Source organism: Symbiopectobacterium sp., from assembly GCF_047692315.1.
GTDB lineage: Bacteria > Pseudomonadota > Gammaproteobacteria > Enterobacterales > Enterobacteriaceae > Symbiopectobacterium.
In genome coordinates, this window is sequence record NZ_JBLLJS010000028.1 from 134,785 (window position 1) to 153,396 (window position 18,612).

The window sequence follows — 18,612 nt, forward strand, 5'->3', positions numbered from 1 at the left end:
ATGCCTGTTCTGCCTCGGGCGTTAACTAATAGACAATGTTATCTCCCTGGCGTGTCTCCAGAGCCAACCCCGCATCCACCAGCGCCCGCATACGGCCGCTGATCCAGGGAGCATCTTGTGCATGGCTATACACGGGCCATTGCCTTACCCCGAGGCAACGCGGTGGTTCAGCGGCAAAATAGTCATGCAGAGCGCGCTGATAGTCGCGGCTTGTCGGCTGTGCCCAGACAGCGGTCGAAAACGACGCTACCCACGCTAACAAAAGCGATAACGCAAATCTAAGGTGCATACAGTGTCCTTACCAGGCGAAAACCGATATCCGACATCATAAAGCCCGGCGTATGTGCATCACACCCGATGCACAGGTTGCCTTGTGTCATATAGCTCCCACCGCAGAACAGGTAGAGTGTTTTCCCGCCTTCTACTTCAACAGCATCGTTGAGCCACTGAGAGACGTTTCCACTCATGTCATACAGCCCGAGAGCATTAGGGTGTTTTGATGCGACTGGGTAGGTACCGAACGTGGTGGCATCCTGAGAGGCGAAATGTGCGACGGCATCGGGTGTGTCACTGCCCGCATAATAAAAGCCGTAGCTTTTGTTCGCCAAGCCTGGAGCACCGCCTCTGGCCGCCACTTCCCATTCATTTCATTGCGCGATGGCAAACGATAGCCTGAGGCGTGAGGATCGGTGTGTATTACTTGTTCTGCATCAGGCTCCGGTTGCTGTTTAAGCGGCTGGCCATCGGCAGCCAGATAATAAGGCGTTAATCCCTGTCGTGCGCTCAGCGCATTGGCGAACACAATGGCATCCCACCAGGAGATATTGGTCACGGGGTGTTTGCCGCCGTCTTGCTCTGGGGGCAGGCAATCTTCGAAACGTGCGCCATTGCATCCGCCTTCAATCAGATATCCTTGGTCTGCTGCCCATGCCAGAAGATCGTGATAAAAGCGATAGGTGACAGTGGTGGTCATGATGTTATAAGCGGCGAGCGAGGTGTTGGCGTGGTCGGCATAAGGCTGTTGGCCAAAAACCGGACCGACGTAATAGCGGCCTGTTTTGATGGTGGTTTCGTCAATGTGCAACGGCGCGGCCTGAGCGGTCTGAAACATCAGTCCGATACTGAGCAGCATAAAGAGCGCTTTGATCATGGTCGTCCTGTACCAGTATTGCTGTCCTGTATGGCCGCGGTATTGGCCGGGGCAGCGACGTGCATAACGCGAGCATTCTACGCGCTGAGGCGCAATAAGTCTCGGCGCGATTGGCAGAGGGGGGATCTGGTGGAAACGCCGGCATACGGGGTGCATACCGGCGTGATGCGAGAGGGCTAAAGATCGATAACCAGAATCTTCGAACGGCGCTGGTAGTTATACAGCTCCTGCTTGCGTTTGGGCAGCATCTCCACTTCAGCAGGCTGGAAGCCGCGTTCCTGGAACCAGTGAATGCTGTGCGTGGTAAGGACAAACAGTTTTTTCAGCCCTTGCTGGCGTGCTTGTGTGGCAATGCGTTGCAGCAGCATGTCGCCGCGTGATGAGCTGCGATAGTCGGGATGCACGGCTACGCAGGCCATTTCTCCGATGCTCTCTTCGGGGAACGGATAAAGCGCAGCACAGGCGATGGTCAGGTTATCGCGTACCACGACGGTAAACTTATCGATCTCCATTTCCAACTGCTCGCGCGAACGACGCACCAGGATCCCTTGTTGCTCCAGCGGCCGAATCAGCTCAAGAATCCCGCCAATATCGTTGATGGTGGCGCGGCGTACTTGCTCCGCGCTCTCCATGACGATCTGCGTACCGATACCATCGCGCGAGAACAGTTCTTGCACCAGCGCACCGTCCTCCTGATAACTGATAAGGTGGCTGCGGCGCACGCCGCTGCGGCACGCCTGCACGGCTCCGCGTAGGAAGCGCACGGTGCCAGAATGGTAATCGCCATCCGCTTCACGCTCTTCAATGCGGAGCTGTGCATCGTCTGGAAACAGTTCAGAAATGATGGTGCCTTCAGCGGTGGTTACCCCCTGAGACGAGCAGAACCCGATCATTTTCTCGGCTTTTAGTTTGATGGCCAACTGTGTCGCCACTTCCTCCGAGGTGAGGTTGAAACTCTCCCCCGTGACGGAAACGGCTACCGGGCCGAGTAGCACAATGGCTCCGCTGTCCAACTGGCGATGTATCGCGGCTTCATCAATGCGGCGGATGCGACCGCTGTGGCAGTAATCAACGCCGTCATCGACCCCTAACGGCTGGGCGATGATAAAGTTGCCGCTCACTACGTTGATGTGCGCGCCCTGAAGCGGTGTGTTATTCAAACTCATGGAAAGGCGTGCAGTGATATCCAGTTGCAGCATGCCAGCGGCCTGTTTCACCAGATCCAGCGTATTGCTGTCCGTAACGCGCGTATGCTTATGATAACGCGGCTCAAAATGGTGTGTGGTCAGGCTGGCGTCAATCTGCGGGCGGGCACCATAGACCACCACGATCTTGATACCGAGACTGTGCAGCAGGCCAATATCGTTGACGATGTTGACGAAGTTCTCATGTTCAATCGCTTCACCGCCCAGCATGATGACAAACGTTTTGCCGCGATGCGCGTTGATATAAGGAACCGCATGGCGGAAGCCCTGGACCAGTTCTGTACTGCGTTCCTTCACTGCGAGCCCTCTTTGAATGAATTTTTATTCGTAATTTGTGTATTTTTATTCTAATTGAACGAAAAGGCAAGGAGTAAGTCTCACAATTCGGTAATGGTCAGTGTTATTGGGATCTTTCCTGATGGCGAGCCAATTCTCTGTGTGGCTTGCCGGTTTGTTGTCTCTGCCCATTTATACTCCGACACGATGATTTTTACATGACAGGGGCGGGAAGATTCGTTAAAGTTTTCACATTGTTAACACTGACTTCATCTTTTTCGCGTGATATCGCGGTAGATTGCCTGTTTGTCTGTGTTTTTTCTGCCTGATATTACCGTTTGAGCACTTTCGCCAGTGCCTGCTTGCGACAGCATCATAATGACTACAGTACAACGAATTGGAGTGGCATGTCTTATTCGAATCACAATCAGACTCGCCGCCGCCTGCTGCAAGGCGCGGTGGCAACCTGGTTATTGAGCGTCAGCGGCGCCGGATGGGCCGCCGCCGCCCAGGTGATCGCCGTTCGCGTTTGGCCTTCTTCAGCCTATACGCGTGTGACGCTGGAGTCTAACCGCACGTTAAAATACAAACAATTCACGCTGACCAATCCCGACAGACTGGTGGTTGATATTGAAGATATCCAGCTTAACAGCGTGTTGAAAACGGTGTCGCAGCAGTTTCAGTCTGACGATCCGTTGATTAAAGAAGCCCGTATCGGACAGTTTGATCCCAAGACGGTGCGCCTGGTATTGGAGCTGAAGCAAGCTGCCAATCCTAAAGTGTTCACCCTCGATCCTATCGCAGAGTTTAAACACCGCCTGGTGTTGGACCTCTATCCTGCGGCTGGGCGCTATGACAACGCGGACGATCCGCTGCTGGCGCTGCTGGAGGACTACAACAAAGGCGATCTGGAGAGTAAATTGCCGCCGGAAGCGCCGTTGGCGGGTAAGGCAGGGCGCGATCGTCCGCTGGTTATCATGCTCGATCCTGGACACGGCGGTGAAGATCCCGGTGCAATTGGTAAAAACCGCACGCGCGAGAAAGATATTGTGTTGCAGATCGCGCGACGGCTACGCAGCCTGATTGAACGCGAGCCGAATATGAAGGCGTATATGACGCGCAATGAGGATGTGTTTATTCCTCTGCGTGTGCGAGTGGCAAAAGCACGTAAGCAACGTGCCGATCTGTTTGTCTCGATCCATGCAGATGCCTTCACCAGCCGTGCGGCTCGCGGCTCTTCGATGTTTGCGCTGTCCAAGAAAGGCGCAACCAGCACCGCTGCGCGCTTTTTGGCGGAAACGCAAAACGAATCCGATCTGATTGGCGGTGTGAGCATGAGCGGCGATCGTTACCTCGACCATACGCTGTTTGATTTGGTACAGACCGCCACCATCAGCGATAGTCTGAAATTTGGCGGCGAAATTCTTAAGCGACTTGGTAAAGTGAACAAGCTGCATAAGAACAAGGTCGATCAGGCGGGGTTTGCGGTGTTAAAAGCGCCCGATATTCCGTCAATTCTGGTTGAGACTGCGTTTATCAGCAATCTGGAGGAGGAGCGTAAATTGCGCACCAGCCATTTTCAGCAGCAGATTGCAGAATCTATTCTGGCGGGGATCAAGGCGTACTTTGCGAGCGTGGGCAACCGCAAGTGACGAGCTTGCGGTATTCAATAGACAAAAACAAAAAAAACATCCGTCAGGGTGTTTATTGTTGGTAAGCTTCTTAATTAAAGAAGTTGGTTGCGGGGGCCGGATTTGAACCGACGACCTTCGGGTTATGAGCCCGACGAGCTACCAGGTTTGCTCCACCCCGCGTCCGTGGATGCGCACTATACACTCCATTGCCGGGTATGCAACCCCTATTTGAAAAAAAGTGGACTTTACCGGCACGTCTGCCGGTTTTATCTGCGCTTTGGTTGCTTTTTGTTCGTTTTCACCCGGTTATGGCACTTGGCGCGTTTTCTTATAGATGTGCGTTTGTTATTGTGCAGTCACTGATTTGTCATGCTGTGATGAGAGTGAAAGAGAAAATGAGAGGATGTTGGGGTAAATATGTGCTGACTGGGGTGGTGATCGCCATTCTGGCCGGGTGTCAGTCCAGGCCGACCGACCGTGGGCAGCAGTATAAAGATGGGCGACTTGAGCAGCCGCTTGCGCTCGTTAATGAACCTAACGCTACCGGTAAGCCGGTCAATGCGGGCGACTTCGTTAACCAGGTGACGGAGATTAAGAACGCCTCCCCCGCACTTTACGCCCGCAATCAGGACATCAGGCTATCCAAAACTGGATGCAGGCAGGTGCAGACACGCGCAATCTGAGCCAGTTTGGCCTCAATGCCTGGCAAATGGAGGGGGGTGGACAATTTTGGTAACGTGCAGTTTACCGGTTACTACACGCCAGTGGTGCAAGCACGTTACACCCGCCAGGGCGAATTTCGTCACCCGCTCTACGGTATGCCAGTACCCAACAAGAAAAGCCGTCGCTTACCCGACCGTGCGGGCATTTATGCCGGTGCGCTGGGCGAACGTAATGTCCTTGCCTGGACCAACTCGCTAATGGATAACTTTTTAATGGAAGTGCAGGGCAGTGGCTATGTGGATTTTGGCGATGGCCGACCGCTGACCTTTTTTGCCTACGGTGGCAAGAACGGGCACGCCTATTGCAGTATTGGCAAGGTGTTGATCGACAGAGGCGAAGTGCCCAAGGAAGAGATGTCGATGCAGGCCATCCACCACTGGGGAGAGACGCACTCGGAGTACGATGTGCGTGAACTGCTGGAGCAGAATCCTTCCTTCGTTTTCTTTAAGCCGATGTCATCACGCCGGTGAAAGGAGCAAGCGCCGTGCCGTTGATTGCCAAAGCGTCTGTTGCTTCGGATCGTTCACTGATTCCACCGGGCACTGCATTACTGGCTGAGGTTCCTCTGCTCAACAACGAAGGTAAATTCACGGGCCGCTATGAGATGCGCATGATGATCGCGCTGGACGTGGGTGGGGCTATCAAGGGCCAGCATTTTGACATCTATCAGGGGATCGGCCACGAGGCAGGTCATGCCGCCGGATATTACAACCATTATGGTCGCTGGGTGCTGAAAAATAATGCCGTATCTCCCTTCACGTCAACGCCTTTATTAATGCAAAGCGACGCGCGTTAACCCCTTTTTTATCTATGCCGGGAAAAGACGAACTTCTCGGCATTTTTATTGAGCAAAGGTTTATTTTATTATTACTGCTTATGCCATATCCTGGATAAGGTAATAAATATAACTTTGTTTGTAAAAATGAACTTATTGTTACACTCCTTTTGCGCATCAATTTGATACGCCGTCATTTATCGCGGCAGGGGCTCCCTGCGTCTGCGAAGTTGTTGACGTCACCATAATATCAGTAAAGCAATATGATTCTCGGGGAAATACAATGAAATTAAAATTAGTAACGTTGGCAATCACTTCGTTGGTGACACTTAATACACTTGCGGCTACCATCGACTATCGCCACGAGTTTAAAGATTCATCAAACGGCGAACACAAAGATCGCTTGCTGTTTTCTCATCGCTTTGAACAAGGGTTTGGTCTGTCAGTAGAAGCACGCTGGGGACAACACACGAATGATAAAACGCCAAATAAACCGTTTAACGAAAGTGTCAGTAACGGCACGGAAGCGATCGCTAGCTATCTGTATAACTTCAATAAAACCTTCTCGTTAGAGCCGGGCTTTTCGCTGGATTCTACTTCTAACTATAATAATTACCGCCCGTATCTGCGCGGCAAGGCGAATATTACCAACGATCTTTCTGTTTCGCTGCGCTACCGCCCTTATTACAAGCGTAATAGCAACAATATTGGAACGCCGAATAAAACATCGGAAAATGGTTATAACCTGACATCCGTTGTTGCGTATAATTTCCTTAAAGACTACACAATTGAATACGAGTTGGATTATCAAAAAGCTAACGCAGCAAGAATAACACTGTCAGATAACGAAAGTTACTCTTTTAGCCATGATGTAAAATTGAGCTATAAATGGGATAAAAACTGGCATCCCTTTGTTGCAGTAGGGAATGTTCCTGAATCGGGTACCACGGATAATCGTCAAACGCGTTATCGCATCGGGGTTCAATACAATTTCTGATAATATCGCCGGTGACGAAAAAGAAGCCGCCTGAATTTTCAGGCGGCTTCTTTATGAATATTTAAACCATCAATCTTTAAAGCCGTATTTTTTGCTCAGGCCCAGGTTCGTTGACGATACGAATACCATTTTGTAGCGCATCGCCTTGCAGATCGCGCAGCGGTCGACGCAGGCTGCCCGCCAGCAAGCGGATGGCTTTCATCAGCGATTTCACCGCCACCGGGTTAATGGCGGAGTAAGTGTAGTGTAACAGCGGCAGCAGATGCTGGTAAGCGCTACGGAAGCGCGCAGCGTCGTCGCCGTTTTTCCACGGGCGCGAGATTTCCGCCAGTTCAGCCGGCGCAATGTTGCCGGTCATGTTGGCCGTGCCGTGTCCACCGAGTGACATGGTTGGAACCACCAGGCCCAGATTAGGTGAGTCGTAGCACATAACCGAAACATCCGGGTTGCCTGCCAGTACTTGCGCCACCTGCCCCACGCGGGTAGTGGATTCTTTATACACCACGTAGTTCGGATGCTTGAAGATGCGCAGCAGTGACGTCCAGTGCAGATCGGATTTTACGCGCGGCGGGTTATTGTATATCCCGAGCGGCAGGTCAGTTGCATCCGCTACTTCAAGGAAATAGCTTTCAATATCGCTTTCGGGTGCACAGATATAGGCCGGTGCGGCGATGATAGCGCCATCTGCGCCATTGTCTTGCGCATAGCGGACGTAATCGATAGTGGTGTCGGTGTTGTTGCCAGTGCAACCAAAGAAAATCTTCATGTTGCCCTGACGGAACTGCGCCGTCCGGTGAATAATCGCCTTACGTTCTTCTGGCGATAGCATTGAGACTTCACCGGTGGAGCCCATGATCAGTACGGCGGAGGCGCCATTTTCAGCCTGGAACTGCAACAGGGTCTCAAATGCGCCGAAATCGACGCTGCCATCCTCATTGAACGGGGTAATCAGCGCCACAAAGGAGCCTTCAATTTTTTGTTTACTCATGATTTTCAGCCTGCATTATTTCCTGACGGTGTGAATAACGGCATGGACGACGCGTGTGGCGGCGTTTTCATGCGGGGAATGTGAGAGATATCGCTGTGTGAGGGGGCGCAAAAACCTGTGCTGACGAAGGTGAGCAGATGGGCCAGCACCTGTTCGTCGTCGCGGTTATCGCACAGCCCCTGTGACAGTAAAGCCAGCCTGCCAGAACGTGGATCGGCATCGGTTAGCACATGCATGGCGGCACTGCGCGCAAATTCATAACGCCAAATCACGTCGGCACGCGTCAGATGTGGTAACGTGCGCGAGAGTGCATCAACAAACCGGTGCGCGACGTGATCGAACTGGGCGGAAAGTAACGACGTCACGCTGTGCTCCGGCGGCGTCCAGCAGGTGCGCGCGCGCCTCGCTTAGCGGGCCCAGCACGGCATTCAGCACGGCGTGCAGCAGACCATCAATAGTTCACCGAGGCCAGATTCACCTGCGTGGCCTGAGTAATTTCACGGGTAGTGGTCAGTTCAGAGCCTTTATGGGCAAAGCGTGCAATCGCCTCTTGCAGGATGCGCTGACGGATCTCCGGTTGCTTCTCTCTTGTCGCTGTGGTCATGGCAGTATCCTTGATTCAGGCGCTTTTCAGCTCCTGATATACCAGCGTGGCCCAGTACTGGACGCCGACAGGAATCAGGTCATCGTTAAAGTCATAGTGTGGGGTGCAGAGGTATCGCCGTTACCGACCATCATGAATGCGCCAGGGCGCTGTTCCAGCATATAGGCGAAATCTTCCGCCCCCAGTAGCGGTGTCATGTTCGGGTTCACGCTGGCGATGGTTTGCGCAGCGCGAATCGCACGTTGGGTGGCATCGGCATTGTTCACCAGCACCGGATATTGATAGTCATAAGTGACCTCCGCTCGCGCGCCGTAGCCTTGTGCACAATGCTGCGCCAGTGTCTCCAGGCGAGAAGCCAGCAGTTCGCGAATCGAGGGTGAATAGCTACGCCCCGTGCCTTTGACACGCACGCTGTCGGGGATGACGTTAGGCGCGTTAGCATCACCCGCTTGAATGTGGCCAATACTCAATATGGCGGACTCCATCGCCGGTACGTTACGGCTGACGATAGTTTGCAGCGCACTGATAAACTGCGCCGCGGGGAGCGTGGGGTCGATAGACAGGCGCGCACCGGATCCTCCGTGGCCGCCAGTGCCGCGAAACACCACCTGCCAGGTATCGCTGGCGCACAGCATCGGCCCGGCTCGCAGCGCAAACGTGCCGAGCGGTACGCCCGGGGTTTGTTGTGTAAACCGTAAAGGGCATCACAGGGGAAGCGTTCCAACAATCCGTCGTTGAGCATGGCAGGGGCGCCGCCCAACCCTTCTTCAGCCGGTTGAAAAATAAAGTGTACGGTTCCCGCGAAATCGGGATGCAGCGACAGGTAACGCGCTGCACCCAGTAGCATCGCCACATGGCCATCGTGGCCGCAGGCGTGCATCTTCCCTGGGTGCGCAGACGCGTAAGGCAGCCCGGTTTGCTCATGGATATAGAGTGCGTCCATATCCGCGCGTAAACCGAGGCTTCCACCGCCGGGATAGCGCCCTTTTAGCGCGGCAACGACGCCCGTGCCGCCGATATCGGTGGCTACTTCAATGCCTCACTCGGTCAGGGTGCTCGCTATCAAGCGGGCCGTTTGCCATTCTTCAAAACCGATTTCCGGGTGCTGATGAATCTGTCGGCGCAGTGTTGTCAGTGTCGGTACCAGCGCGTTTAATGTGGCCTGATCGACGCGCGGTGTCTCTGCTAGCGATTCGGGTGACGTCATGGCGATTCCTTAAAAAGTGCCGGGATAGCTGCCGCCATCAATCAATAGGTTTTGTCCGGTGGTAAAACCGGCTTGTTGCGAGCAGAGAAAGGCACAAGTGGCGCCAAATTCTTCAGGCCGACCATAGCGCTGGTCCGGGTTCGCCGCTGCTCGCTCCTGATGTATGGCCGAAAAATCACGTCCGGTCTGTTCGCTCAGCGATTGGATATGGTGCCACTGGCCTTCGGTGTCGAAGATGCCGGGCAGAATATTGTTGATGGTCACGTTGCGATGTACCTGCGTGCGCGCCAGTCCGGCAACAAAACCGGTCAGTCCGGAACGGGCGCTGTTGGATAAACCCAATTCCAACTGCGGGATCTTGATGCTACGCGACGTGATATTGATGATGCGTCCAAACCCCCGTTCTGCCATGCCGTCAACCGTGAGACGAATCATGGCGATAGGGCCGAGCATCATGCTGTCGAGGGCATTGAGGCCAATCCTGCCGTTGCCATTTGCGAAAATCCCCCGGTGTTGGGCCGCTGGCGTTATTGATCAGAATATCGGGCGCAGGGCAGGCATCAACAGCCCGGCTTCCATGGTGATATCTGCCACAACGGCGTTCGGGCGTACGCCGGTTTCCAGCAAAATGCGCTCTTGTGCTTTGTGCAGTGCTTGTGCGGTGCGTGAAAGTAGCGTGACCTCAACCCCTTCCTGAGCCAGTTGCAGTGCGGCCCAGCCCTCGACTGGCTCCCCATACCAACGCTTTTTTTCCTTGGATGCCCAAATTCATGCAGTTTGTCTCTCAGTAAGGTGAACGGTTGGAATAGCGCGCGCGGGCATATCTTGCGTATTACGCGGTGTCGCGCCCGGCACCGCATCGATGAGTTTCCGGGTATAGGGGTGCTGTGGTTGATGCCAGATACGATAACTGTCGCCCTGTTCAACGCAGTTGCCGTTGTGCATCACCATCACGTTATCGGCGATATAACGCACCACGGCCAAATCGTGAGAGATAAACAACAGCGCCAGTCCCATGTCGTTTTTCAGCTCCACCAGCAGGTTAAGAATTTGTGCTTGAATGGAAACGTCCAGCGCAGAGACCGGCTCATCACAAATGACCAGCGACGGTTTGATCACCAGTGCGCGGGCAATCCCGATGCGCTGGCCGCCGGAAAATTCGTGCGGATAACGCTCCAGACTGCGTTGCGGCAGCCCGACTTTATCGAGAATTTCACGTACTGCACGCTGACGTTCGGCGCGCGAACCAATGCCGTGCACCACCAGTGGGGTTTCCAGAATATGCTGAATGCTGTGGCGCGGGTTAAGCGACGCGTAAGGATCCTGAAATATCATCTGCACACGCTGACGCAATGACGCAATGACGCAATGACGCAAGGCGTGACTCTTTGTGGTGGGTGATCTCCTCACCGTCAAAAATAATGCTGCCCTGCGAGGTGGGCAGAAGGGCAGGATGGTTTTTGACAAGGTTGATTTTCCGCAGCCGGATTCACCGATCAGCCCCAGGGTTTCTCCCGGATGGATATCTAATGAAACTCCATTCACCGCACTCACTTTCCCTTGTACGGTCTGGTATTCGGTGTGGACGTCACGCAGCGATAGCAGCGGCTGTTGATCCGTTTGGCGTGGGGTGTGAACCAATGGCGGCGGCGTGACCAGTGTGAAAGCGGAACCTTGCGCGTCCTGCTGGTGATGAATTTCCGGCAGGCGTGAATCCCGGTAATGCATATCCTGATCCATATGCAGCGAGGTGCCCAGCAGCCCGCGCGTGTAAGGATGTTGCGGTGCGCTAAACAGTTGCGCAGTAGGGGCTTCTTCTACTTTTTGTCCGGCATACATTACCGCAACGCGATCGGCCCACTGTGACATCAAACCAAGATCGTGTGTGATCAGCAGCAGCCCCATCGACAATTCGAGTCTCAGTCTGTCCAATAACGCCAGAATTTGTGCCTGAATGGTGACGTCCAGCGCCGTTGTCGGTTCATCGGCAATCAGCAAGCGTGGCTGGCAGGCAACCGCCATGGCGATCATCACACGCTGGCGCTGCCCGCCGGAGAGGTTATGCGGGTAGTCATCTACACGCCGCGCCGGTTCGGGGATCCTCACCAGATCCAGCAATTCAATGGCACGTTTACGCGCAGCGGCTGGCGTTAATTGCTGGTGTACATGCAGCGTTTCCGCGATTTGCTGACCGATGCTCAACACCGGGTTCAACGATGTCATTGGCTCCTGAAAGATCATGGAAAGCTGATTGCCGCGTCGCTGACGCATTTGTGCATCGGGCAAGGTCAGCAGGTTTTGTCCATCAAACAAAATTTCTCCCTGCAAACGCGTGCTGTCAGGCAGCAGACGCATCAGAGACAGGGCGGTGGCAGATTTCCCGCAACCGGATTCTCCTACCAGCGCCAGAGTCTCACCGGCATTCAGGGTCAGGTTTAAACCACGCACAGCTTCATGTCCGGGGAAAGTCACGCGCAGATCGTTGAGGGTTAATAGCGAAGTCATGCTGCTCTCCTGCGCAAACGGGGGGTTCAACGCGTCGTTAAGCGCATCACCCACCAAATTGAGCGACAATACCGTCAGTACCAGTGCGCCGCCGGGCAAAGCAGTTAAAAACTAGGCGGTGCGCAGCGATTCGCGCCCGGCACCGATCATGCTGCCCCAACTGACCCGGTTAGGATCGCCAAAACCGAGAAATGCCAGCGCGGACTCAATCAGAATGGACGACGCGACCATCACCGAGGTGGTTACGATGATGGACGGCAGGGCGTTCGGCAGCATTTCCTGAAAGATGATGCGCAGTGAACGAAACTCAGCGCGTACCAGACGAGCAATGGTTGGCCAGGAGGCAATGCCAATAGCGCTGGAAATCAGCCCAATGGAGGGATTACCGATCGTTACCAGCACCACCACCAGCAAAAAGGTGGGGAACGTTTGAAACAGTTCGGTGATATGCACCAAAACGTCGTCGATTGTGCCGCCAAAATAGCCTGCCAGCGCACCAACCACCGTGCCGATGGCAAGATTGAACTGTACAGTGACACCATCGCCCGTTACGGCTATGAGGATTTCGCCCCTCATCCAGAATGGCGTCCGCCGGTAGAGTGGCTTGGGGCCGAAACAGCGCAGCACTGGCCACTGCATTTTATTTCTATTCAGCCGTCCGATCGTTTGCACAGCCAACTGGCAGCGACGCCTCAGGTTGCAGCGAACAAAACCGCAGGAAAAGAGACGCTATACATGCATCCGCAGGATGCTGACGCACATAGGCAGCAGGTCGAAGTCTTTTAATGCGCGTGGTCGTATTTATGCCGGGGTGCGCGTGACCGAAGGGGTTGCCCCCGGCGTGGTGATCATGTCTACCGGTGCCTGGTTCGAGCCGGGATTTGGTCAGAAAAACTGGCACGCAGTAGAGCAATCCGGCAACACCAACCGGCAGATTCATGCGCTGCGCGAACATACCGGGCAGGCGAAAACGGAGGTGATGGCTGAACGTATCCGTGCCATCAACCCTGAATGCCAGGTAACCTGCGTGGATGATTTCGTCACGGTGGATAACGTGGCGGAGTATCTCAATCACGGCTTTAGCTATGTAATTGATGCGATTGACAGTGTGCGTCCGAAAGCGGCGCTGCTGGCGTACTGCCGCCGTTATAAAATTCCGGTGGTGACCACGGGCGGGGCGGGCGGGCAAATCGATCCTACGCGTATCAGCGTGGTGGATCTTGCCAAAACCATTCAGGATCCGCTGGCGGCCAAGCTGCGTGAGCGCCTTAAACACGATTTCAACGTAGTCAAGAACAGCAAAGGCCGTCTAGGCATCGACTGCGTGTTTTCCGATGAGCCGTTGGTGTACCCGCAGGCAGATGGCTCGGTGTGCGCATCGTGCAGCACGGCGGAGGGAGTAAAACGCATGGATTGTGCCTCCGGTTTCGGGGCTGCGACCATGGTAACCGCGACCTTTGGCTTTGTCGCGGTATCCCACGCGTTAAAGAAAATGATGGCGAAGGCGGCGCGCGAGGCGCAGAACTCGGCGGGTTAGGCTGCGCTACTGCGCTTGTGTCACGATCGTCTGAATGCGCTGCGCCAGCGCGGACAGCCCGCTGGCGCGTGAGGCGCTGAGTTGCGCGCGCAGGCCGAGCTGGTCAAACAAGGCCAACGGATCTTGCCCTGCCAAATCGGCGGCCTGTTTGCCTTCTACCGCCATGAGCAGAACGGCCAGCAAACCGCGCGCGATACGCCCGTCGCTGTCGCCGTAAAAGTGCAATCGGCCATCCTGCTGTTTCTCATAACCTAACCAGACGCGGTTTTCACAACCGGACAGCGCGATGCTGTCATTTTTCAACGCTTCCGGCAGCGCAGGAAGCTGTTTGGCCAGCAGGATCAATTGCCGATAGCGCTCCTCCCAGGAGCGGCAGGCATCGAAGGCGTGCTGTAATGTTTCTGCCGTGATGGCACTGCCAAAAGGGTGAGTGGTGCGTTCCGTCATGGTGTGAGTCTGTCCCGTTTTCTGTCAATCAATCCAGCAGTAAATCCAACGCATTGCCAACCGCAGTCACCAGCGCGGTGACATCATGCTCGCTATTATAAGGCGCGAAAGAGGTGCGTACTGCGCCGTCAAGGACAAGCGCAGCCAGTAAGGGCTGGGCACAGTGATGCCCTGCACGCACCGCAATCTGTTGTCCCGCTAGAAGCGTGGCCAGATCGTTTGAATGCACGTCTGTCAGGGTAAATGACAGGATGGTCGCGTTAGGGCTACGCAGTGAGCGAAAACCGGGAAAACGCGCCAGCTGCTGTTCAGCCAACTGGGCCAACCCCTGGCTATATCGCTCCGCAGCGGCCCAGTCATAGCCTTGCATCCATTTCAGTGCAGCCCCTAAACCCAGCACTTCGGCGATAGCGGGCGTGCCCGCTTCAAATCGTTGAGGAATAGCCTGCGGTGTAAATCCATCAAAGGAGACGGCACTCATCATTTTACCCCCGCCGTGCCAGGGCGGCATGGATTCCAGCAGGTCGGCCTTACCGTACAACACGCCAATGCCGGTAGGGCCAAAAAGTTTGTGGCCGGAGAAGGCATAAAAATCGATATCCAACGCCTGGACATCTGGCGCACTGTGCACAATGCCTTGCGCGCCGTCGATCATCACCACGGCACCGACCTGATGAGCCAACGCGATGGCTCTTGCCAGATCGGGTTGGCCCCCAGTGACATTAGACATCTGGCCCAGTGCCAATAGTCGCGTACGTGGGGTAATCAGGCTGGACAATACCTCCAGATTGGGCAGCGCATCCGCGCCAATGGGCAGTTTAACGACGCGCGCGCCGGTTTGCTGCGCCACCATCAGCCAGGGGATCAGGTTGGCATGGTGCTCCGCTTCGCTGACGATGATTTCATCACCCGGTAGCGAGCGCGGACGGGCGTAGCTTTGCGCCACCAGATTAATGGCCTCTGTCGTTCCCCGTGCCCATACGACGCAACGTGGATCTTCTGCGTTGATCAGAGCGGCTACCGTGCTGCGAACCTGCTCGAACCGGGCTGTCACCTGTTGCGCGCTGGCATGTTGGCTACGGTGTACATTGCCGGTCTCGGCGGTGTAATACTGCGAGATGGTATCGATGACCGGCTGGGGTTTGAGCGCTGTCGCCGCGCTATCCAGAGATAAACGCCGGATTGCGTGAGTGCAGGGAAATCATTGCGAAAGGTCGCGGGATTGAATGCTGTCATGGTGTTCCTCTTCTGGCAGACGATCCTGTCGCATTTTTCACAGAGAGACAAGTCTTAGGACGATCCTTAAACGCATATTGAAATGCTTTTGCTAGGCTTAACACTGTTGATAAACGGAACTATCGTTCGGTAGTAGCGAAATAAGTAACTTAAAAATTTACTTGGAGTAAACTATGAAGAATAAAATAGCAATTATTGCCATTGCGATGGCCTCTCTCTCTTTGACTGCCTGTTCGAGTAATTATGTGCTGCATACCAACGACGGGCACACCATTGTCGCTGAAGGGAAACCGAAAGTGGATGAGGACACCGGGATGATAAGCTACGTCGATGCCTACGGCCACGAGCAGCAGATCAACCGCGATAACCTGAGGGAAATGGTGGAAGCCAAGTAGTTTTCCTCTGGTGTAACCTGTGTCTCGATTCCCGCACTGATATTTCGCCGCTTACCAAATGGGTAGGTGTAGCCTGAAATGTCAGTGCGGGAATTTTTATTGCTGTTGTGTCGAGATTTGCCTGATGGGCTGCGCTTTCAGGCAAAAAAAAACACCGCTAAAAAGCGGTGCCACATAAAAATCACTATGGACAGACAGGGTAAATGTACAGGAAGTGAAAGGTAGCCTTGGCTACCATGTCTGAAAAGCAGACAATAAATAGCAAACACAACATCACAACCACAAGCCAAAAGCACCTCAGGAAACGCCTGCTGCACTTTTCGTTCCGGCTCAAGGAAGTGGCGCTAATATAGGTATTTGCTGGTGCATCCTCAACGGACAAATTATAATGTCTCGGATAAAAAAACTAATGGCTGAGTCGATGCGGCCTTCGTGCGTCTCACAGGAAAAAAGAAGAACATTACCCTATGTCAAAGCGACTCCCTCCGCTCAATGCGCTGCGCGTATTTGATTCCGCCGCCCGCCATCTCAGCTTCACCAAGGCGGCAGGGGAGCTGTTCGTTACGCAGGCAGCGGTCAGTCATCAAATCAAGTCATTAGAGGATTTTTTGGGGCTTAAGCTGTTTCGTCGGAGTAATCGCTCTTTGCTGCTGACAGAAGAGGGAAAAAGCTACTGTCTTGATATAAAAGAGATCTTCTCTTCGCTCAATGAAGCACTGCGTAAGTTGCAGTCACGCAGTGCCAAAGGCGCATTGACGGTCAGCCTGTTGCCGAGTTTTGCTATCCATTGGCTGGTGCCACGGTTATCGAGTTTCAATGCGGAGTTTCCAGGGATCGACGTGCGGATTCAGGCTGTGGATCGTCAGGAAAATCGTTTGTCCGACGATGTGGACGTGGCGATTTTTTACGGACGCGGCAACTGGCATGGACTGCGCGTTGAAAAGCTCTATGCCGAGTACCTGCTGCCGGTCTGCTCGCCGATATTGCTAACGGGTAAACATCCGCTCAAAACGCCGCAGGATCTGGTAGGGCACACCTTATTGCACGATGCGTCGCGACGTGACTGGTTGGCCTATACCCGGCAACTGGGCGTGCAGATTAACGTGCAGCAGGGGCCAATATTCAGTCACAGTGCGATGGTGTTGCAGGCGGCGATCCACGGGCAGGGTGTCGCATTGGCGAACAACGTGATGGCACAGACGGAGATTGGAGCGGGCCGATTGGTATGCCCGTTTAACGACGTATTGGTCAGTAAAAATGCTTTTTATCTGGTTTGTCATGACAGTCAGGCTGAACTGGGTAAAATAGCCGCCTTTCGCCATTGGATTTTGGCGCGTGCGGCAAGTGAGCAAGAGAAGTTTCGCTTCCGCTATGACAATGCTGCGCGTTGACGTGCGGCAATCGGGTAGTCTTTGTTTCGATTTATTGTGGAAAATACGATGAACAGTCGTTTTATGCTGATTTTTTCCGCGATCAGCGGGTTTGTGTTTGTGGCGCTGGGGGCTTTTGGCGCACACGTGCTCAGCAAATCGCTGGGCGCTGCCGAAATGGCCTGGCTAAAAACCGGGCTTGAATATCAGGCGTTTCATACGCTGGCGATTTTGGCGCTGTCGGTATTGATGCGTCAGCGCCGTAATCTGTGGTTTTATTGGAGCAGCATTGCGCTGGCGCTTGGCACCGTGCTATTTAGCGGCAGTCTTTATTGTCTGGCGCTGTCGCACCTGCGGTCCTGGGCGTTTGTCACGCCGGTTGGCGGTCTCTTCTTCCTGACCGGATGGGTATTGATGTTGATTGGCGCGCTGCGCCAGACAAGAAAGGCGAAAAGTAATGAATAAGGTAATTTTATATTGCCGCCCCGGTTTCGAAAAAGAGTGTGCGGCAGAGATTACGGAAAAAGCCACCGCCCACGAAGTTTTTGGTTTCGCCCGGGTTAAAGAGAATTGTGGCTATGTGATGTTTGAATGTTATCAGCATGAAGATGCGGATCGTTTGATCAAGACATTGCCGTTTGATGAACTGATTTTTGCCCGGCAATGGTTTGTCTGTGGCGAATTGCTGCGTGATTTGCCTCCGGAAGATCGCATTACGCCAATCGTGGGCATGCTATCCGGTGCGATCGAACGGGCTGGTGAACTGCGTGTTGAAGTGCCAGACACCAATGAAAGCAAAGAGTTGCTGAAATTCTGCCGCAAGTTTACCGTGCCTTTGCGCGCAGCCCTGCGGGAAAAGGGCATTCTTCTGCCGTATGAAAAGGCATCCCGCCCGGTTATCCATGTGCTGTTTATTGCTCCAGGGCATTGCTATGTGGGCTACGCCTACAGCAATAATCAGTCGCCGTTTTACATGGGTATTCCACGCCTTAAATTCCCGTCCGATGCGCCGAGCCGCTCTACCCTAAAATTGGAAGAGGCGTTTCACGTCTTTATTCCGGCAGATGAATGGGATGAGCGTTTGGCAAGCGGCATGTATGCGGTGGATTTGGGCGCGTGCCCCGGAGGTTGGACTTATCAATTGGTGAAGCGCAGCATGATGGTTCATGCCGTGGATAACGGCACCATGGCGCAGAGCCTGATGGATACCGGGCAGGTGACGCACCATGCCGTCGATGGTTTCCGTTTTGAACCACCGCATAACAACATCACTTGGTTAATATGCGATATGGTGGAGAAACCTGCGCGGGTTGCCAACCTGATGGCCAACTGGCTGGTGAAGGGCTGGTGCCGTGAAGTGATCTTCAACCTCAAGCTACCGATGAAAAAGCGCTATGAGGAAGTGACGCAAAATCTGGCGTTGCTGAGCGAGCGCTTGAGTGAGAATGGCATCAACTACGAACTCCGTGCTCGCCAACTGTATCACGATCGCGAAGAAGTGACGGTACACGCGCGGCGTATTTGGGGCGCGGTGCCGGGGCGACGCGACGAGCGCTAATCGCA

Annotated in this window: 15 protein-coding genes, 1 tRNA gene and 7 pseudogenes; 9 read left to right on the forward strand and 14 right to left on the reverse strand. The window is 54.2% G+C overall.

The annotated features are described in order from the left end of the window. Window positions 1-25 precede the first annotated feature (25 nt). The 4 genes and pseudogenes from ACMZI0_RS17395 to argA form a co-directional block, all read right to left on the reverse strand. On the reverse strand, window positions 26-289 hold the full coding sequence (locus ACMZI0_RS17395; protein ID WP_415673892.1) for a hypothetical protein: 264 nt from the start codon (window positions 287-289) through the stop codon (window positions 26-28). Further along, a complete protein-coding gene (locus ACMZI0_RS17400) occupies window positions 279-635 on the reverse strand; it encodes a formylglycine-generating enzyme family protein (RefSeq protein WP_415673893.1) in 357 nt (118 codons plus the stop codon). The genes ACMZI0_RS17395 and ACMZI0_RS17400 overlap by 11 nt, the downstream gene beginning before the upstream one ends. A 65-nt stretch (window positions 636-700) precedes the next feature. Continuing rightward, window positions 701-1,306, reverse strand: a pseudogene (locus ACMZI0_RS17405) (SUMF1/EgtB/PvdO family nonheme iron enzyme); the annotation flags it as partial. A gap of 20 nt (window positions 1,307-1,326) precedes the next feature. After that, window positions 1,327-2,652, reverse strand: coding sequence for an amino-acid N-acetyltransferase (argA, locus tag ACMZI0_RS17410; protein WP_415673894.1), 1,326 nt, complete (start codon window positions 2,650-2,652; stop codon window positions 1,327-1,329). Window positions 2,653-3,038: 386 nt separating this feature from the next. Between argA and amiC the strand changes: the two genes are divergently transcribed. Continuing rightward, window positions 3,039-4,283 (forward strand): N-acetylmuramoyl-L-alanine amidase AmiC, encoded by a 1,245-nt coding sequence (gene amiC, locus ACMZI0_RS17415; RefSeq protein ID WP_415673895.1) that lies wholly within the window; start codon window positions 3,039-3,041, stop codon window positions 4,281-4,283. An 84-nt stretch (window positions 4,284-4,367) separates the two neighbouring features. Here the strand turns inward: amiC and ACMZI0_RS17420 are convergent. Continuing rightward, window positions 4,368-4,445: transfer RNA gene (locus ACMZI0_RS17420), tRNA-Met, on the reverse strand. Window positions 4,446-4,660: 215 nt separating this feature from the next. On the opposite strand from ACMZI0_RS17420, the pseudogene mltA reads away from it, so the two are divergent. Both mltA and ACMZI0_RS17430 read left to right on the forward strand, forming a co-directional pair. Then, window positions 4,661-5,784 (forward strand): annotated as a pseudogene (gene mltA, locus ACMZI0_RS17425) (murein transglycosylase A). Between the two features lie 262 nt (window positions 5,785-6,046). Further along, window positions 6,047-6,760 carry an oligogalacturonate-specific porin KdgM family protein gene (locus ACMZI0_RS17430; protein WP_415673896.1) on the forward strand — a complete coding sequence of 238 codons (714 nt, stop codon included), beginning with the start codon at window positions 6,047-6,049 and terminating at the stop codon, window positions 6,758-6,760. 76 nt (window positions 6,761-6,836) lie between these two features. Here the strand turns inward: ACMZI0_RS17430 and ACMZI0_RS17435 are convergent, their stop codons facing one another. The 7 genes and pseudogenes from ACMZI0_RS17435 to ACMZI0_RS17465 all read right to left on the reverse strand — a co-directional run. Beyond that, window positions 6,837-7,748, reverse strand: a complete 912-nt coding sequence (locus ACMZI0_RS17435) for a 4-hydroxy-tetrahydrodipicolinate synthase family protein (RefSeq protein ID WP_415673897.1) — start codon at window positions 7,746-7,748, stop codon at window positions 6,837-6,839. Window positions 7,749-7,753: 5 nt separating this feature from the next. Next, the gene (locus ACMZI0_RS17440; RefSeq protein ID WP_415673898.1) at window positions 7,754-8,113 is read right to left on the reverse strand and encodes a hypothetical protein; all 360 of its coding nucleotides are present in this window, start codon (window positions 8,111-8,113) and stop codon (window positions 7,754-7,756) included. Window positions 8,114-8,199: 86 nt separating this feature from the next. Next, window positions 8,200-8,352 carry a hypothetical protein gene (locus ACMZI0_RS17445; RefSeq protein ID WP_415673899.1) on the reverse strand — a complete coding sequence of 51 codons (153 nt, stop codon included), beginning with the start codon at window positions 8,350-8,352 and terminating at the stop codon, window positions 8,200-8,202. 15 nt (window positions 8,353-8,367) lie between these two features. After that, a pseudogene (locus ACMZI0_RS17450) lies at window positions 8,368-9,559 on the reverse strand (M20 aminoacylase family protein). A gap of 9 nt (window positions 9,560-9,568) precedes the next feature. Continuing rightward, window positions 9,569-10,015: an SDR family oxidoreductase gene (locus tag ACMZI0_RS17455; protein WP_415673900.1), complete on the reverse strand. Its 447-nt coding sequence runs from the start codon at window positions 10,013-10,015 to the stop codon at window positions 9,569-9,571. A 312-nt stretch (window positions 10,016-10,327) separates the two neighbouring features. Next, entirely contained in the window at window positions 10,328-12,064 is a 1,737-nt protein-coding gene (locus ACMZI0_RS17460; RefSeq protein ID WP_415673986.1) for an ABC transporter ATP-binding protein, read from the reverse strand. A 21-nt stretch (window positions 12,065-12,085) separates the two neighbouring features. Beyond that, a pseudogene (locus ACMZI0_RS17465) lies at window positions 12,086-12,595 on the reverse strand (ABC transporter permease); the annotation flags it as partial. On the opposite strand from ACMZI0_RS17465, the pseudogene ACMZI0_RS17470 reads away from it, so the two are divergent. Then, a pseudogene (locus tag ACMZI0_RS17470) lies at window positions 12,578-12,992 on the forward strand (molybdopterin dinucleotide binding domain-containing protein); the annotation flags it as partial. The pseudogenes ACMZI0_RS17465 and ACMZI0_RS17470 sit on opposite strands and share 18 nt — an antisense overlap. Beyond that, a pseudogene (gene tcdA / locus ACMZI0_RS17475) lies at window positions 12,984-13,601 on the forward strand (tRNA cyclic N6-threonylcarbamoyladenosine(37) synthase TcdA); the annotation flags it as partial. The pseudogenes ACMZI0_RS17470 and tcdA, both read left to right, overlap by 9 nt. 6 nt (window positions 13,602-13,607) lie before the next feature. Here tcdA and csdE read toward each other — a convergent pair. Both csdE and csdA read right to left on the reverse strand, forming a co-directional pair. Continuing rightward, a complete protein-coding gene (gene csdE, locus ACMZI0_RS17480) occupies window positions 13,608-14,048 on the reverse strand; it encodes a cysteine desulfurase sulfur acceptor subunit CsdE (RefSeq protein WP_415673901.1) in 441 nt (146 codons plus the stop codon). A gap of 28 nt (window positions 14,049-14,076) precedes the next feature. Then, window positions 14,077-15,284: pseudogene (csdA, locus tag ACMZI0_RS17485) on the reverse strand (cysteine desulfurase CsdA). Between the two features lie 173 nt (window positions 15,285-15,457). On the opposite strand from csdA, the gene ACMZI0_RS17490 reads away from it, so the two are divergent. From ACMZI0_RS17490 to rlmM, 4 genes are all read left to right on the forward strand, one after another. Beyond that, a complete protein-coding gene (locus ACMZI0_RS17490) occupies window positions 15,458-15,679 on the forward strand; it encodes a YgdI/YgdR family lipoprotein (RefSeq protein WP_415673902.1) in 222 nt (73 codons plus the stop codon). A 467-nt stretch (window positions 15,680-16,146) separates the two neighbouring features. Beyond that, window positions 16,147-17,070: a transcriptional regulator GcvA gene (locus ACMZI0_RS17495; RefSeq protein WP_415673903.1), complete on the forward strand. Its 924-nt coding sequence runs from the start codon at window positions 16,147-16,149 to the stop codon at window positions 17,068-17,070. Window positions 17,071-17,118: 48 nt separating this feature from the next. Further along, window positions 17,119-17,514, forward strand: a complete 396-nt coding sequence (locus ACMZI0_RS17500) for a DUF423 domain-containing protein (RefSeq protein WP_415673904.1) — start codon at window positions 17,119-17,121, stop codon at window positions 17,512-17,514. Continuing rightward, the gene (gene rlmM / locus ACMZI0_RS17505; RefSeq protein ID WP_415673905.1) at window positions 17,507-18,607 is read left to right on the forward strand and encodes a 23S rRNA (cytidine(2498)-2'-O)-methyltransferase RlmM; all 1,101 of its coding nucleotides are present in this window, start codon (window positions 17,507-17,509) and stop codon (window positions 18,605-18,607) included. Before ACMZI0_RS17500 ends, rlmM begins: the two co-directional genes overlap by 8 nt. The last annotated feature ends 5 nt before the right edge of the window (window positions 18,608-18,612 follow it).

Excerpts from the sequence above, each read along its gene's own strand:
- ACMZI0_RS17460 (WP_415673986.1), bottom strand. The coding sequence starts at position 12,064 with ATGACTTCGCTATTAACCCTCAACGATCTGCGCGTGACTTTCCCCGGA.
- rlmM (WP_415673905.1), top strand. The coding sequence starts at position 17,507 with ATGAATAAGGTAATTTTATATTGCCGCCCCGGTTTCGAAAAAGAGTGT.
- ACMZI0_RS17495 (WP_415673903.1), top strand. The coding sequence starts at position 16,147 with ATGTCAAAGCGACTCCCTCCGCTCAATGCGCTGCGCGTATTTGATTCC.
- ACMZI0_RS17395 (WP_415673892.1), bottom strand. The coding sequence starts at position 289 with ATGCACCTTAGATTTGCGTTATCGCTTTTGTTAGCGTGGGTAGCGTCG.
- ACMZI0_RS17445 (WP_415673899.1), bottom strand. The coding sequence starts at position 8,352 with ATGACCACAGCGACAAGAGAGAAGCAACCGGAGATCCGTCAGCGCATC.
- ACMZI0_RS17435 (WP_415673897.1), bottom strand. The coding sequence starts at position 7,748 with ATGAGTAAACAAAAAATTGAAGGCTCCTTTGTGGCGCTGATTACCCCG.
- ACMZI0_RS17430 (WP_415673896.1), top strand. The coding sequence starts at position 6,047 with ATGAAATTAAAATTAGTAACGTTGGCAATCACTTCGTTGGTGACACTT.
- csdE (WP_415673901.1), bottom strand. The coding sequence starts at position 14,048 with ATGACGGAACGCACCACTCACCCTTTTGGCAGTGCCATCACGGCAGAA.
- amiC (WP_415673895.1), top strand. The coding sequence starts at position 3,039 with ATGTCTTATTCGAATCACAATCAGACTCGCCGCCGCCTGCTGCAAGGC.
- ACMZI0_RS17490 (WP_415673902.1), top strand. The coding sequence starts at position 15,458 with ATGAAGAATAAAATAGCAATTATTGCCATTGCGATGGCCTCTCTCTCT.
- ACMZI0_RS17500 (WP_415673904.1), top strand. The coding sequence starts at position 17,119 with ATGAACAGTCGTTTTATGCTGATTTTTTCCGCGATCAGCGGGTTTGTG.
- ACMZI0_RS17455 (WP_415673900.1), bottom strand. The coding sequence starts at position 10,015 with ATGATGCTCGGCCCTATCGCCATGATTCGTCTCACGGTTGACGGCATG.